11 protein-coding genes and 2 riboswitches are annotated in these 14,589 nt (G+C 37.9%); of the genes, 5 read left to right on the top strand and 6 right to left on the bottom strand.

Annotation, left to right across the window (positions count from 1 at the left end; all coding sequences use genetic code 11):
• Positions 1 to 2 precede the first annotated feature (2 nt).
• Positions 3 to 193: riboswitch (cobalamin riboswitch) on the bottom strand.
• 251 nt (positions 194 to 444) lie between these two features.
• A complete protein-coding gene (locus JO178_RS04560; protein ID WP_291932356.1) occupies positions 445 to 1,554 on the bottom strand; it encodes a T9SS type A sorting domain-containing protein in 1,110 nt (369 codons plus the stop codon).
• 80 nt (positions 1,555 to 1,634) lie between these two features.
• Positions 1,635 to 1,827, bottom strand: a riboswitch (cobalamin riboswitch).
• Positions 1,828 to 2,073: 246 nt separating this feature from the next.
• On the opposite strand from JO178_RS04560, the gene JO178_RS04555 reads away from it, so the two are divergent.
• Positions 2,074 to 3,336, top strand: coding sequence for an esterase-like activity of phytase family protein (locus tag JO178_RS04555; RefSeq protein ID WP_291932353.1), 1,263 nt, complete (start codon positions 2,074 to 2,076; stop codon positions 3,334 to 3,336).
• A 79-nt stretch (positions 3,337 to 3,415) separates the two neighbouring features.
• Here the strand turns inward: JO178_RS04555 and tpiA are convergent, their stop codons facing one another.
• The 5 genes from tpiA to JO178_RS04530 all read right to left on the bottom strand — a co-directional run bounded on the left by tpiA (position 3,416) and on the right by JO178_RS04530 (position 8,503).
• Positions 3,416 to 4,174, bottom strand: a complete 759-nt coding sequence (tpiA, locus tag JO178_RS04550; RefSeq protein WP_291932350.1) for a triose-phosphate isomerase — start codon at positions 4,172 to 4,174, stop codon at positions 3,416 to 3,418.
• Between the two features lie 55 nt (positions 4,175 to 4,229).
• Positions 4,230 to 6,356 carry a S9 family peptidase gene (locus tag JO178_RS04545; protein WP_291932347.1) on the bottom strand — a complete coding sequence of 709 codons (2,127 nt, stop codon included), beginning with the start codon at positions 6,354 to 6,356 and terminating at the stop codon, positions 4,230 to 4,232.
• An 18-nt stretch (positions 6,357 to 6,374) separates the two neighbouring features.
• Complete coding sequence (locus tag JO178_RS04540) at positions 6,375 to 6,725, bottom strand: TerB family tellurite resistance protein (protein WP_291932345.1); 351 nt, start codon at positions 6,723 to 6,725, stop codon at positions 6,375 to 6,377.
• Between the two features lie 100 nt (positions 6,726 to 6,825).
• Positions 6,826 to 7,935: a BT_3928 family protein gene (locus tag JO178_RS04535; protein WP_291932342.1), complete on the bottom strand. Its 1,110-nt coding sequence runs from the start codon at positions 7,933 to 7,935 to the stop codon at positions 6,826 to 6,828.
• 1 nt (position 7,936) lies between these two features.
• On the bottom strand, positions 7,937 to 8,503 hold the full coding sequence (locus JO178_RS04530) for a DUF1599 domain-containing protein (protein ID WP_291932339.1): 567 nt from the start codon (positions 8,501 to 8,503) through the stop codon (positions 7,937 to 7,939).
• 336 nt (positions 8,504 to 8,839) lie between these two features.
• Here JO178_RS04530 and folP point away from each other — a divergent pair, with 336 nt between their 5' ends.
• The 4 genes from folP (at position 8,840) to ilvB (ending at position 14,589) form a co-directional block, all read left to right on the top strand.
• The gene (gene folP, locus JO178_RS04525; protein ID WP_291932983.1) at positions 8,840 to 9,610 is read left to right on the top strand and encodes a dihydropteroate synthase; all 771 of its coding nucleotides are present in this window, start codon (positions 8,840 to 8,842) and stop codon (positions 9,608 to 9,610) included.
• 365 nt (positions 9,611 to 9,975) lie between these two features.
• On the top strand, positions 9,976 to 10,848 hold the full coding sequence (gene ilvE, locus JO178_RS04520) for a branched-chain-amino-acid transaminase (RefSeq protein ID WP_291932336.1): 873 nt from the start codon (positions 9,976 to 9,978) through the stop codon (positions 10,846 to 10,848).
• Positions 10,849 to 11,174: 326 nt separating this feature from the next.
• On the top strand, positions 11,175 to 12,854 hold the full coding sequence (gene ilvD, locus JO178_RS04515; protein ID WP_291932333.1) for a dihydroxy-acid dehydratase: 1,680 nt from the start codon (positions 11,175 to 11,177) through the stop codon (positions 12,852 to 12,854).
• 10 nt (positions 12,855 to 12,864) lie between these two features.
• Positions 12,865 to 14,589: a biosynthetic-type acetolactate synthase large subunit gene (gene ilvB / locus JO178_RS04510; RefSeq protein ID WP_291932330.1), complete on the top strand. Its 1,725-nt coding sequence runs from the start codon at positions 12,865 to 12,867 to the stop codon at positions 14,587 to 14,589.

The following is a 14,589-nucleotide window of genomic DNA, read 5'->3' as shown; positions in this document are numbered from 1 at the left end:
GAAAGTTGAAATTAGTTTTAGGCAGGTCTCCTGGCTTACTTCTTATAGCCACCTTCCCGGATATTTATCCAGTGGTATAACAGACTATAAGTTGATCAGTTTACAGTTGCGGGTACAGCTCAGGCCTAGAATATTTATTCTCACCTGATTCCCTATTAATGAACAGTGTTCAACCTTAAAACGCTGCAAATATATCATATAAATTTGTAAGTGAAATTTTATGAATAATACTTGATTTTTAGAATTTTACAGGAGTGAAAGCTTTTTTTAGAATTTAATTTTATCATAATTGCTGATTATGGCTGTTTTTGATGATTTTTTATTATTTAAATCGTTTTTTTTATTGCTAAAATGTAATAGTATAATGAAAAAGAGACCTAACCCAAAATGAATACAGTCTCTTTTACTTCTAACGAATAGATGAATTACAATCAATAATCTTTTCTATTTCTTTTCTATTTTATGTACCGTAGATCTGTCTCCGGTTTTAATCTCCAGAAAATACACTCCGTGGTTTAAAGACCGAATATCAATCACACCTGCCTGGGAAGTCAGTACTTTCTGACCTGAAGGAGTGAAAATATTTACTTCTTTGATTTTCTCAGCCGTTTCAATGGTAATAAAATGACTTGCCGGATTAGGATAAATACCGATTGTTTTTTTATGTACCGAAGAAACTCCCAATGTGGCATGGGTAGCTTCTGTTGGAATAAACGGCCTCCTTTGTCCGAAGCTTACTCCTAACCATTCGTTGTTACTTAGCTGAATCTGTGAAAGATCAGCTTTAGCTTGCCAGCTTGAAAGATCCTTTCCTTTGTATAATTTCCAGTTGCTGTTTCCGGAAGTATTTCCGGTAAAATTATTTAAAGATAAAGCGGAAATATGGTTACCTGCCGAAGTGAAATTAAAATAGGAAACCTGACTTTTGATGAGTTGCAGAGCCTGTTCTGCTGTTATCGTTCCGTTGTACCGGATTCCGAATACAAAAGAATCAGCATTTCCGTTTGGCTGGTCTGTCCCGAAATCTACGACCACCAGACTTTTGTTACTCCCTGTTCCGATCCAGTGAGTAATCTGGGAAAATGTATACCATTGGGAACTGTAGGCCGGTACAGGAGAAGAAGGAGGTGTACCGGAATCATCAACACCATAAGTAACGCCGTACCATTTTCCATCCACAAGATCAGTATAACCCACACCATTATTCCAGGTCATATTGCCGGGGCCGGATCCGGACCAGGTAATCCAGTAATCATCAATATCGGAAGTGTGATGATTATATTTTAAGATGGAGAGAAAACCTGTCGGAATATCAACTTCCATTTTAGGTTCTGCGGCTACAATGGCATTGATCATATCTTCCATATTCAGAGCATCCGAATCAAAACGATATCCCCAGGCATAAGAATTTGGAGTGTTGTTGTCATTAAAATCAGCAATAAAATAGGCTTTTTTGGAACCGGTTCCTACCCAAAACTGAATGTCGTTTTCTGTAAACTGAGCTGATAAAGACTGCAAAGTTAGCAGTAAGAAAAAAAGATAAATTTTTCTCATGTATAATTAAATTAAAGTTTTATTCCCGAAACTTGGCTGCAGCAGAAAGGAGGGAAAGCATATAATCTTTTCTTCTTTCAGATGCATAAAAAATATAAGGCAGGTCTCCTGGCTTGCATCTTATAACAGACCTTCCCGGATGATGATTCCAGTGGTACCTTGTAGTTATAAGTGAAACAGCTTACAGTTGCGGGTACAGCTCAAGAATTGAATATTATTCTCACTTGATTCCCTATTAATGAACAAAGTTCAGCCTTAAAACGCTGCAAATATATCATATAAATCCGAAGGACTACCGGCTGAAATATGATATTGTTTGAATGGTTTTTGTTGAAAGGGATATGAGTTGTTTTTAAATTAATAAAGAATGAGTGAATAAATTTTATTTGTTTCGTTAAATATTAAATGTTTTTGTTTAAATTAAGTTAATATGAATGAAATCATTGTTAAAATATAATTATCATTTCATTCAAGATCAGTTTACAATCAATTTATATTTTCGCAGCCATAAAAGAGAATATGAAAAAACTGCTATTATCTGTTTTAGTATTAACGGCACTGGTATCATGTAAAGATGATGAGAACACCAATAATCAGGACGTTAATTATTCTAAACTCCCTCAGGAATTTCCTTTTTCAAAACTGGCAACCGTCAATGGAGTAGATGTGATTAATGGTGGATTTGGCTCAGGAGCAGCTGCACATCCCACCAATAAGGGTGAGTTTTATGTGATAACAGATCGCGGTGCCAATACAGATTATCTGAACGGAAAAAAATTCCTTGCTCCCAATTTTACCCCAACTATTATGCATTTTAAGATCAATGCAGAAGGTAAGATTGAGGTGATTAAATATATTAAGCTTAAAAATCCGTCTGGGCAACCTATTACAGGGCTTCCAAACCCTGCAGGAATGGGAAGTACGGGTGAAACAGCCTATGATGCCTCAGGAAATACACTGGGTACGGATAATTATGGACTGGACAGTGAAAGTATTGTGGCTGCTTCAGACGGTACTTTCTGGGTATCTGATGAATATGGTCCGCATATTGTGCATTACAGTGCTGAAGGAGTAGAATTGGAAAGAATCAGTCCGATCGGAGTCAATACAGGAGGAAGAAAATTACCTGCCGTTTTCGCTAAAAGAAGAGCCAACAGAGGAATGGAGGGACTTTGTATAACACCGGACGGAAGAACACTGGTAGGTACCATACAGTCTATGATGTATGTCCCTTCTAAAGCATTGGCCACGAATACGACGCTCACAAGAATTGTAACATTCGATATTCAGACCGGACAAACCAAACAGTTTTTATATAAGCAGGACGGAGGTGCTTCCGACTCAGTTTGTGATATTACAGCGATAAGCAGCACTGAATTTTTAGTAATTGAAAGAGACGGAAACTTCGGATCACAGGGAGGAATTAAAAAAGTATACAGAATTAATATAACCGGCGCTACGGACGTGAACGGAACGGATCTTAATGCAGTAGACGGAATGAAAGTTAATAATAAAGCTTTGGAACAAAATACCTGGGATGAGATTGCCAATGCCGGAATAAAACCGGTTTCTAAAAAGCTGGCAGTAGATCTTGTAGCAAAGCTAGGCTATGAACATGATAAATTCGAAGGGATTGTTTATTTGGGAAATAATAAACTTGCTGTTTTCAATGATGATGACTTTGGAGTGGTAGATGATGGAAACGGAAATCCTAAAGCTAAAATTCTTCCTAAAACAGGGAAGGTAGACAAAGGAACTATGTACGTAGTCGATATTCAATAATTAGATTTTTTTTAACAGAAAACGGCGGAATCTTTGATCCGCCGTTTTTGTTTTTCATTGGCCTTAGCCAGATTTAATATTAATTGAAAGCTTCAATAATCTTAGAGAAGTCCTCCAGTTTCAAAGCAGCTCCACCGATAAGACCTCCGTCAATATCAGGTTGTGAGAAAATTTCCTTTGCATTATCCGGTTTTACAGAACCTCCGTACAGGATAGAAACCTCATCAGCAACTTCCTGTCCGTATTTTGCAGCAATAATTCCTCTGATATGAGCATGAATTTCCTGTGCCTGCTCCGGGCTAGCCGTCTCTCCGGTTCCGATAGCCCAAACCGGCTCATAAGCAATAACTACTTTCTTGATTTCTTCTGCAGAAAGTGTAAATAAAGCAACTTCAGTCTGGTTTTTTACAACTTCAAAATGTTGTCCTGCTTTTCTCTGCTCAAGCGTTTCTCCGTTACAATATACAGGGATAAGGCCTTTGTCAAGAGCTAATTTAACTTTTCTGTTACAGTGAGAATCCGTCTCACCATGGTATTGTCTTCTTTCAGAGTGGCCAATTAATGAACCGTTTACGTCTATAGATTCCAGCATATCTGCAGAAATTTCACCGGTATAGGCGCCGCTCTCATATTCACTCATATCCTGAGAAAATACCCCGATCTCATCTTTTTCAAAAATGTCTTTGGCCATCATCAGATATAGAGCCGGTGGTGCAATCCAAACCTCACAGTTGGTAGCATTATTATTTTTATAGCTTAGTAACTGAATCATTAATTGTTGTGCATCAATTACATTTTTGTTCATTTTCCAGTTTCCTGCAACTATTTTTCTTCTCATAAGATTTAATATTGATTTATTTACTTTTATTTTTTCATTAAGCTCACAGGCTTCGTTATTTATTAATTCCTTCCAGTTTAAACATGAATGCATACACCAGAGCAAGATCCTTCAGATAGTCAAATCTTCCGGAAGCACCGCCATGGCCATAATTCATATCTGTTTTTAGCAACAATACATTGTTGTCTGTTTTCATATCCCTGAGCTTGGCAACCCATTTAGCAGGCTCAAAATATTGTACCTGCGAATCATGAAGACCCGTTGTTACCAATAAATTAGGGTATTTTTTCTTTTCTATATTTTCATACGGAGAATAGGATTTCATGTAGAAATAAGCCTCTTTATTATTAGGATTTCCCCATTCGTCGTATTCATTAGTGGTTAAAGGTATACTGGCATCAAGCATCGTATTCACCACATCTACAAAAGGTACCTGAGAAATGACTCCGTTCCAGAGGTCAGGACTCAGGTTGATTACGGCTCCCATTAACAACCCTCCGGCACTTCCGCCCTGAGCATACAGGTGTTTTGGAGAAGTATATTTTTCCTTCACTAAATATTCTCCGGAATCAATGAAATCGGTAAAAGTATTTTTCTTTTTCATCATTTTACCATCTTCATACCATTGTCTGCCCATTTCCTGGCCCCCGCGGATATGAGTAATCGCATAGGCAAATCCTCTGTCTAAAAGACTTAGTCTGCTGCTGTTAAACGTAGCATCCGTTGAACTTCCGTAAGAACCATAAGCATAAAGCAGCAGCGGGCTCTTTCCATCTTTCTTGAACCCTTTTTTATAGACAATGGAAATTGGAATCTGAGTGCCGTCTTTCGCTGTGGCAAAAAGTCTTTCAGTCGTATAATTTTCTTTATTATAGCCTCCCAGAACTTCCTGTTGTTTCAGCAGAGTTCTTTTTCCGGTTTTCAAATCCTGTTCATACTGAGAACTTGGAGTAATCATTGAAGTATATCCAAAACGGAAATTATCGGTATTGTATTCCGGGTTTCCTGATGCGTAAACAGTATAAGTGGGTTCATCGAATTTTAAAAACTCTTTTTTACCTGTTTTTCTGTCGTAAATAACCAATTGGGAAAGCCCGTTTTGTCTTTCGCTGAAAACAAGATAATTTTTAAACTCAGAAAAGCCCTCCATCAATACATCTTTTCTATGAGGAATAAAGTCTTTCCAGTTTTCGATACCTGTTTTAGTAAGAGGTGTTTCTACCACTTTAAAATTTAAGGCATCTTTATTGGTTGTAATCAGAAACTTATCTTCCAAAGCTGTTACATCATATAAAACATCTTTGATCCTTGGCTGAAAAACAGTGAATGTTCCGTTAGGTTTATCAGCGTCCAGATATCTGGTTTCAGAAGAAGTAGTCGACTGGGATTCGATCAGAATAAATTTATTATTTTTAGTCTTTCCCACCCTGATATAATTGGATGTGTCCTTTTCTTCATAGACTGCAGCATCCCGGGAAGCATCTGTTCCCAGTGTATGTCTGAAAATTTTTTCGGTTAAAAGGGTTTCCGGATTTTTCGAAGTATAAAAGATTGTTGTATTATCGTTAGCCCAGGTTGCTAATCCTGTTGTATTTTTAATTCCCAGATCCGTTATCTTTCCTGTTGACAGGTCTTTCAGAAATAATTTATATTGTCTTCTCGAAACATCATCTACACCATAAATCATTTTGGTATTATCAGGACTGATACTAAAACCAGTGGCAGAATAATATGGATGTCCTTCTGCAAGCTGATCTACATCCAGAAGAATTTCTTCAGGAGCTGTAAGGCTGCTTTTTTTTCTGCAGTATTTAAAATATTGTTTTCCGGCTTCCGTACGACTGTAGTAATAATATCCGTTTCTGAAAACGGGTACAGACTCATCCTTTTCTTTGATACGGGCTTTCATTTCCTGAAAAAGCTTTTCTCTGAAAGGTTCCGTATCTTTCATCATGCCTTCCCAATAGGTATTTTCGGCTTTTAAATAATCAACGACCTGAGTAGAGTCTTTTCCTTTTTTAAAATAATCGATCATCCAGTAATAAGGATCATTGACCTTATCACCATGAATATTTCTGATATGTTCTTTTTTTTCTGCAACAGGAGCTTTCATACTTGGAAATGTCTGAGACTGAAATGTAGATGCACTCATTACTAATAATCCTAAATAAATTTTTTTCATGGTATTTTTGATTTTTGCTTATGCTATTCCCCACAAGTTTTTCAGAAGAATATAGAAAGTATGTTCTTCCTCTGTTACTTTATGATCTGCCTTGATCAGTGATTTTGCAAACTGAGCAAATTTCACACGCTCATCTTCCGTAGAATCATCATGAAAACATCTGGCATGAAATTCAAAGTGATCTTTCCATTCTTCAGGTTGTAAAAGAGCAAGCGTTTCAAGCTCATTGTCCAGATTCATTCTGAAAGGAAATTCATCAGCTAAATATTGTTGTACAAGCATTCCTTCTTCAGGAGCAAATTCTCCGTCCACAGAAGACAGGATCATTAACAGGTGATAGCCGGCGATTGATTTATTTGATTTTTGCATGTTGTTGTATGTTTAAGTATAGTGTTTAAATTTAATAGTTGATAGTGGTCTTGCTGTTATTTCAGAGGTCTATCAATATTTCCTTTTCGTAATCTTTTATTTATTGAATGTAGTCCTTTGCAGGTTGTTTGTCCGTAATCTTTCCGTTTTGAAGGATTAATACAAAAGGGTTGCTTCGGGCAATCGTTTTTATGGCAGTTCCGTCCATCATTGCATTTTTAATGGTTTTAAAAGTATTCGGATCTGTGGAAACCCCATAAATAAGAGCCCCTTTCTGAGCATTTACTTTAGCTTCTACCTTTTGGAGAAGGTCTGCAGAGACTTCCTTCGGATGATAGGAAAATACTAAAATAGCTTTTGGAGCCTTAATAATTTCATCGGTAAGTTCGATACCTGAAGGGTCTTCGATTTTGAATTTAACGATTTCCGATTTATACCCTTCTTTTACAAGGACAGATTCATTTTTCCCTTCTTCAATTTTCCACGGAGAACCTTCTGACCAGTATTTGGTTTCTTTAATATAGTCATCCTGATTTACTTTTAGCACCTCTCCGGTTTTTTGATTTTTAAGAGAATAAAAAGTTTTATATTCGGAAGGGTTTTTATTTATTTTCTCTTTTTCCCCTCGGATATCCGTACCGATTTTATAATCACGGAAATCAATGATGGGTTCATGCATGATTCCCTGTGCCATAATGTAAATCATCACCAAAGAAAAAATTCCTAATAGGTAATATTTAAATTTCCCGGAAGATTCTTTTCTGCTGTTTCCGTACTCATCTCTTTTCTTAAAGTCTTTTTTATACAGCAAAAACAGAATGATAAGCCCTATTAAAAGCGCAACATCTTTAAAGAAGCTCTGCCATGGGGTAAATTTGATGGCATCTCCAAAACAGCCGCAATCAGTCACAACGTTGAAATAAGCAGAATAAAATGTAAGGAATCCGAAAAATATACAAAGTGCAATTAATGCAGATAAGGTCATTTTAAGCTTTAATTTCAGCAGCAGCATAAATCCAAGGAAAAGTTCCAATACAACAACGATAATTGAAAACAGCAGTGCAAATTTTTCAAAAAACGGCATATTGAAAACAGCGGGTGAGAAGTATTCTTCCATCTTGAAAGAGAATCCTACCAGATCCACAGCTTTTACAAAGCCGGAAAGGATAAAAATGACAGCAATAATAAAGCGTAAAAAACCTTTGATCATATTAAATATTTTTGGGTTGGAATTGATTTTCTTTTTCTGAAAATTTAATCAGACAAAAAACGGCGTAGTTCAGCATATCGAAATAATTGGCGTCCAGGCCTTCTGAAACAATAGTCTGCCCCTGATTATCTTCAATCTGTTTGGTTCTCAGTACTTTTTGGTAGATGAGATCTGTAATCGAAGAGATTCTCATATCTCTCCATGCCTCACCATAATCGTGATTCTTTCTTTCCATCAGTGCCTGAGCTTCGTTGGCATATTTGTTATATAAACCAAGGATTTCCTCTTTATTTTCATTAAAATCATTGGAAAGTCCTTTCTCAAGCTGGATAAGTCCTATGATAGAATAATTGACAATTGCAATAAATTCATCTTCTTCACTTTCATCCACCATTTTTTTATCGGTCATCTGGAGCGTACGGATTCTATTCACCTTGATATAAATCTGATCCGTAATGGAGCTTGGTCTCAAAACCCTCCATGCCGCACCATAATCCTGTAGCTTTTTACCGAAAAGATCACGGCATTCACTGATAATTTTCTCGAATTGTACTGATGTTTTTAGCATAAATTTTCTTAATCTTCCAAATATACGAATTAGCTTTTAGGTAGCAGAATTTTTGATATGAGAGTTTGAGAGCCCTATAGGGACAGGTAAAGGATTTACGTTTTAAAGATATCAAAACAGATCTTCTGCATTTCATTCTTATCTCTGTTTTCTTATTTTTTCGGACTATCCAGTTAAAATTAGATCATAAGTCCCTAATTTTGCAGGATACAAAACCATTTATTAGCTCATATTATTCTCATGTCATCAAACGTTTCAATTTTACGACATTCCGAAGCTCCCACTTATTCCATCAATTGCAATGGCAGACTGGTACAACTTGATAGCCCTAAAATTATGGGAATTCTCAACCTTACTCCCGATTCTTTTTCCGATGGCGGGCAATTCAACGATGGAAAATTAGCGTTAAAGCATGCTGAAAAACTGTTGAACGATGGAGCCGAAATTATTGATATCGGACCGCAATCTACCCGTCCCAATGCTGAATTTTTGAGTAGTGAAGAGGAAATTAAAAGAATTGGAAACACAATCTCCCGTATTAAAAAAGAATTTCCCGAAGCACTGATTTCTCTGGATACTTTTTATGCTGAAACCGTGAAATTTGGATTTAATGAAGGAATTGATTTGATTAACGATATTTCCGGAGGTCAGTATGATGAAAAAATGTTTGATACAGCTGCCGAAACAAAACTTCCTTATATCCTGATGCACGTCAATCCTTCCTATGAAACCATGCACAATAAAATCAGATTTGAAGATATCACGACGGAAGAGAACCTATACTTCTCTGAGAAGGTAAATCAACTTCTGGAAAAAGGAGTAAATGATATCATTCTTGACCCCGGTTTCGGCTTTGGAAAAACAGTGGAAGATCAAATGAAAATGATTCACGAAACAGAATATTTAGGATGGGGAAGACTGCCTCTGCTAATCGGTATTTCCAGAAAATCGTTTATTTATAAACCCCTGGGAAAATCACCTTTGAATATCAATGAAGAAACCCAAAAACTTCATTGGAAAATACTGGAACAGGGAGCCAGGATTTTAAGGGTTCACGATGTGGCTGAAACAAAGGAAACCCTTGTGCGGTTTTTACGAAAAAAATAAAAAGTGTTAAAAAAACTTGTGAGTTATTAAAAAGTTTATACATTTGCAGTATGAATTTTGCGAATCAGAAAAATATTGTCATTTCTATTATTGCTGTTGTCATTAGCAACAGTAAGGAAACGGCATTTTAAAAATAGATTTTAATTTAAATTATATAGGGGCCGTTTCAGATATGAAACGGCTTTTTTGTTTTAACTTTTAATTGTACAGGATATGTATCAGCTATTAGCAGTCATTATTATCGTCATTATTATTCCCTTGCGTCTGTGAGAAGGAACGTATATGACTATACATATATTGAGCCCTTTCACAGCGTGAGAGGGTTTTTTTATCCCCATTTGTGAATTTTTTTAAACAACCATAACATGTATTACAACGACGAAACTGTCATCTATTTTGACGGAAATTTTATGAAGGCCAAAGACGCCGGAACAAATCTTTACGGGCAATCCCTTCATTACGGATATTCTGTTTTTGAAGGAATCAAATCTTACAGTACAGATCATGGAACCAAAGTCTTCAAAGCAGAAGAACATTATGAACGATTGAAAAGATCCGCGGAACTGATGCATATTCCTTTTGATTATTCCGTAAAGCAACTTACAACACTTACTTATGAGCTTCTGGAACGCAATGGATTTTCTGATGCCTATATTCGCCCATTAGTCACCTGTTCTCCCAATATGTCACTCTCAAAAGGTCAGAAATCCTATCTCTCATTATTAGCCTGGGAATGGAGTAATGGCTATCTGGCCAATAAAATGAGAATCATGACCTCAGCTTTTCAGCGCCCTAATCCTAAAGCATTTAAAGTGGAAGCAAAAGTAGGCGGCCATTATGTAAACTCTATACTTGCCTGTCAGGATGCTAAAGACAGAGGCTATGATGAAGCGCTGGTACTGGATGAGAACGGGAATGTTGCCGAAAGCTCAGGAGCGAATGTTTTCTACGAAAAAGACGGTGTATTGTTTACTCCTGCTAAAGGAAGTATTCTTCCCGGAATCACAAGACAGACGGTTATAGAAATCTGTGATGAGCTTCATATTCCTGTCAGAGAAACATTTTTTAAACCGGAAGAAATGCGAGGCGCAGACGCAGGTTTTTTCTGTGGTACCGCAGCGGAAATTGTTGCTCTTGATTCCCTGGATGATATTCCTTTTACCAGAAACTGGGAAGATACCAAAAGTAAAAAGGTGCAGCAGGCTTACTTGAAACGGGTGAGACTTCTGTCATTGTAAATTTTAATTGCTTAAGTAATTGAATTTCAATGTTATATATTCGTTTTTCAAACGGTCGAGTATTGTAATTTCAGAAAATTTGAAAAGGAAAAAAATATTACAAGCTGTAGTTTTGGATCAAAATCAATTAAAATGAGTTCCGGGATAATTAAAAATTTTGATAATAGCCATGAATAATGGTAAACGGATTCAGAGATATAGCCTGAATACAGACGAGAAGCGGATTATTATTAAAACAAGTGATAAGCTAGGGATTGATATTATTAAAAAAGATATCAGAAAATAAAACTTTAAAGAGATAAGAATAATAGCAAATGCAGGATAGTATGTTAAATAAATATTCACAAACATTTACACAAAATAGCGAACAGCCCGCAGCAAAAGCAATGTTGTATGGGATAGGTTTTACAGAAGAAGATATGGAAAAAGCACAGATAGGAATTGCAAGCATGGGGTATGACGGAAATACCTGCAATATGCACCTCAATGATCTGGCTCAATTGGTTAAAAAAGGAACCTGGAATCATGGGCTTGCCGGGCTGATTTTCAATACAATTGGTGTAAGTGACGGAATGAGTAACGGAACAGACGGGATGCGTTATTCTCTGGTAAGCCGCGATGTCATTGCAGACAGCATTGAAGCAATTTGCGGAGCACAATATTACGACGGGCTGATTGCACTTCCGGGATGCGATAAAAATATGCCGGGAACCATTATCGCCATGGGAAGACTGAACAGACCTTCTATAATGGTATATGGAGGTACTATTGCTCCCGGATGTTATAAAGGTGAGCCGCTTAATATTGTTTCAGCTTTTGAAGCATTGGGGAAAAAGATTGCCGGAGAAATCTCTGAAGAAGACTTTAACGGGGTCATTAAAAATTCATGTCCGGGAGCCGGAGCATGTGGGGGAATGTATACAGCCAATACAATGGCTTCAGCAATAGAAGCACTGGGAATGAGTCTCCCATATTCCTCTTCCAATCCTGCTCTAAGCACAGAAAAACATAACGAGTGCCATGAAGCAGGAAAATATCTGAAAATATTGCTGGAAAAAGATATCAAACCTTCCGATATCATGACCCGCGAAGCTTTTGAAAATGCCCTTCGTATGATTGTAATTCTGGGAGGCAGTACCAATGCCGTTCTGCATTTTATTGCTATGGCAAAAAGTGTAGGAGTATCCCTGACTCAGGATGATTTTCAAAAGATGAGCGACTGTACACCGGTATTAGCTGATCTGAAACCAAGTGGGAAATATCTTATGCAGGATCTGCATAATCATGGAGGAATACCGGCAGTTATGAAATATTTGCTGGAACAGGGGTTGTTACATGGAGATTGTTTAACGGTTACCGGAAAAACACTGGCTGAAAATCTGGAAAATGTTCCCGGATTGGACTTCGGTCAGCAAAAAATTATCAGGCCTTTGTCGGAGCCTGTAAAAGCGACCGGACATCTGAGAATATTATATGGTAACCTGGCAGAAAAAGGAAGTGTAGCCAAGATTACCGGAAAAGAAGGAGAACGCTTTGTCGGAAAGGCCCGTGTATTTGATGGTGAAAAAAATCTGATCAGAGGGATTCAGGATGGAACTGTACAGCATGGTGATGTCATCGTAATTCGTAATGAAGGTCCCAAAGGAGCTCCCGGAATGCCGGAAATGCTGAAACCTACCAGTGCGTTGATCGGAGCCGGGCTTGGAAGCAGTGTCGCTCTGATTACAGATGGAAGATTCAGTGGAGGAACTCATGGTTTTGTTGTGGGACATATCACCCCTGAAGCGTATGAAGGAGGGCTGATCGCATTTGTAAAAGATGATGATCTTATCGAAATAGATGCTGTCAGCAATACAATACAACTTATGGTTTCGGAAGAAGAAATTGAAAAAAGAAAACAAGGATGGGAAAAACCATCCCTTAAAGTAAAGAAAGGGCTTCTTTACAAATATGCATTAACTGTGTCATCGGCTGCCGAAGGCTGTGTTACGGATGAAATATCATAATCAAAACATCATGGAGTATTTAAATTTATCAACAGAAACAGAACTTAGCGGAAGCCGGATTATCCTTGAAGCATTTCTTCAGGAAGGGGTAAAAACAGTTTTTGGATATCCCGGAGGGGCCATTATTCCTATTTACGACGCCCTTTACGATTATCGGGGGAAACTGGAACATATTCTGGTCCGTCACGAACAGGCAGCAGTACATGCAGCCCAGGGATTGGCAAGGGTTTCAGGAGAGGTAGGAGTCGTACTGGCAACCAGTGGACCCGGAGCTACAAATCTCGTGACAGGATTGGCAGATGCCCTACTGGATAATACTCCTCTGGTCTGCATCACAGGACAGGTTTTTGAACACCTGCTCGGAACAGATGCTTTTCAGGAAATTGATGTGATGAATATTACAAGCCCTGTTACCAAATGGAATTATCAGATAACAGATGCCCATGAGCTTCCGGAAGTACTGGCAAAAGCCTTTTATATTGCCAAGTCAGGACGTCCCGGACCCGTACTGATTGATGTAACTAAAAATGCACAATTGCAAAAAGTCATATACAAAGAATATGCTCCGTGCCATTCCGTAAGAAGCTATAAACCGGATCCCTTTCCCTCCATGGAAAATATTGAAAGAGCGGCCCTTCTGATTAATGAAGCGGAGAAGCCCTTCATCATTGCAGGTCAGGGAATTTTACTGGGAAAGGCTGAAAAAGAATTTTTAGAATTTGCTGAAAAATCAGGAATTCCGGTTGCATGGACTGTTTTAGGAATGAGCGCCCTCCCCACAGATCATCCTCAGGCAGTAGGTATGGTAGGTATGCATGGAAATTACGGACCCAATATACTGACCAATGAATGTGATGTCCTTATTGCAGTCGGAATGCGTTTCGATGACAGAGTCACCGGAAGGCTGGATCAGTACGCAAAACAGGCAAAGGTGATTCATTTGGATATTGATAAAGCTGAAATCAATAAAAATGTAAAAGCAGATGTGCCGGTTTTGGGAAACTGTAAACAAACTCTGCCCCTGCTTACAGAAAGAATTGAAAAAAGAAATCATCCGGAATGGTACAGGAAATTTAATGATTGTTTTGAAATTGAAAGCATCAGCCTGATCAATGGCGAACTGCATCCGCAAGAAGGTGAAATTACAATGGGAGAGGTGATCCGGCATCTGAATGAGATCACTGGAGGTGAAGCTGTTATAGTAACCGATGTAGGCCAGCATCAGATGGCAGCCTGCAGATATTCTCAGTTTAAGCATTCCAGAACCAATGTTACCAGTGGAGGATTAGGTACAATGGGATTCTGCCTTCCTGCTGCTATAGGCGCATCTTATGCAGAAACCGGACGCCCTGTTGTTGCAATTATGGGAGACGGAGGTGCCCAGATGAATATTCAGGAGTTGGGAACCATTATGCAATATCAACCCGGTATAAAGATTTTAATTCTGAATAATTCTTATCTGGGAATGGTAAGACAGTGGCAGGAGCTTTTTCATGAAGAAAGATACTCATCGGTAGATATTCAGAGTCCCGATTTTGTACAGGTGGCAAAAGGATACGGCATTTCAGGAAGAAAAGTATCTCAGAGGGAAGATCTGGAAAATGCACTCCATGAAATGTTGAATCATCAGGGAGCATTCCTTCTTGAAGTAATGACAGGAAAAGAACACAATGTATTTCCAATGATCCCGCAGGGAAAAAGTGTTTCAGAAATTGTATTGAATAATAAGTTTTAA

The organism is Chryseobacterium sp. (assembly GCF_019236175.1).
GTDB lineage: Bacteria > Bacteroidota > Bacteroidia > Flavobacteriales > Weeksellaceae > Chryseobacterium.
Note: the sequence above shows the minus strand (reverse complement) of the source record. Positions and strands in the feature narration are given on the sequence as shown.

What these genes read in the sequence shown, in the direction of transcription:
- ilvE (WP_291932336.1), top strand. Translation starts at nt 9,976, where the DNA reads ATGTATTACAACGACGAAACTGTCATCTATTTTGACGGAAATTTTATG.
- JO178_RS04530 (WP_291932339.1), bottom strand. Translation starts at nt 8,503, where the DNA reads ATGCTAAAAACATCAGTACAATTCGAGAAAATTATCAGTGAATGCCGT.
- JO178_RS04540 (WP_291932345.1), bottom strand. Translation starts at nt 6,725, where the DNA reads ATGCAAAAATCAAATAAATCAATCGCCGGCTATCACCTGTTAATGATC.
- JO178_RS04545 (WP_291932347.1), bottom strand. Translation starts at nt 6,356, where the DNA reads ATGAAAAAAATTTATTTAGGATTATTAGTAATGAGTGCATCTACATTT.
- JO178_RS04555 (WP_291932353.1), top strand. Translation starts at nt 2,074, where the DNA reads ATGAAAAAACTGCTATTATCTGTTTTAGTATTAACGGCACTGGTATCA.
- ilvB (WP_291932330.1), top strand. Translation starts at nt 12,865, where the DNA reads ATGGAGTATTTAAATTTATCAACAGAAACAGAACTTAGCGGAAGCCGG.
- ilvD (WP_291932333.1), top strand. Translation starts at nt 11,175, where the DNA reads ATGTTAAATAAATATTCACAAACATTTACACAAAATAGCGAACAGCCC.
- tpiA (WP_291932350.1), bottom strand. Translation starts at nt 4,174, where the DNA reads ATGAGAAGAAAAATAGTTGCAGGAAACTGGAAAATGAACAAAAATGTA.
- JO178_RS04560 (WP_291932356.1), bottom strand. Translation starts at nt 1,554, where the DNA reads ATGAGAAAAATTTATCTTTTTTTCTTACTGCTAACTTTGCAGTCTTTA.
- folP (WP_291932983.1), top strand. Translation starts at nt 8,840, where the DNA reads ATGGGAATTCTCAACCTTACTCCCGATTCTTTTTCCGATGGCGGGCAA.
- JO178_RS04535 (WP_291932342.1), bottom strand. Translation starts at nt 7,935, where the DNA reads ATGATCAAAGGTTTTTTACGCTTTATTATTGCTGTCATTTTTATCCTT.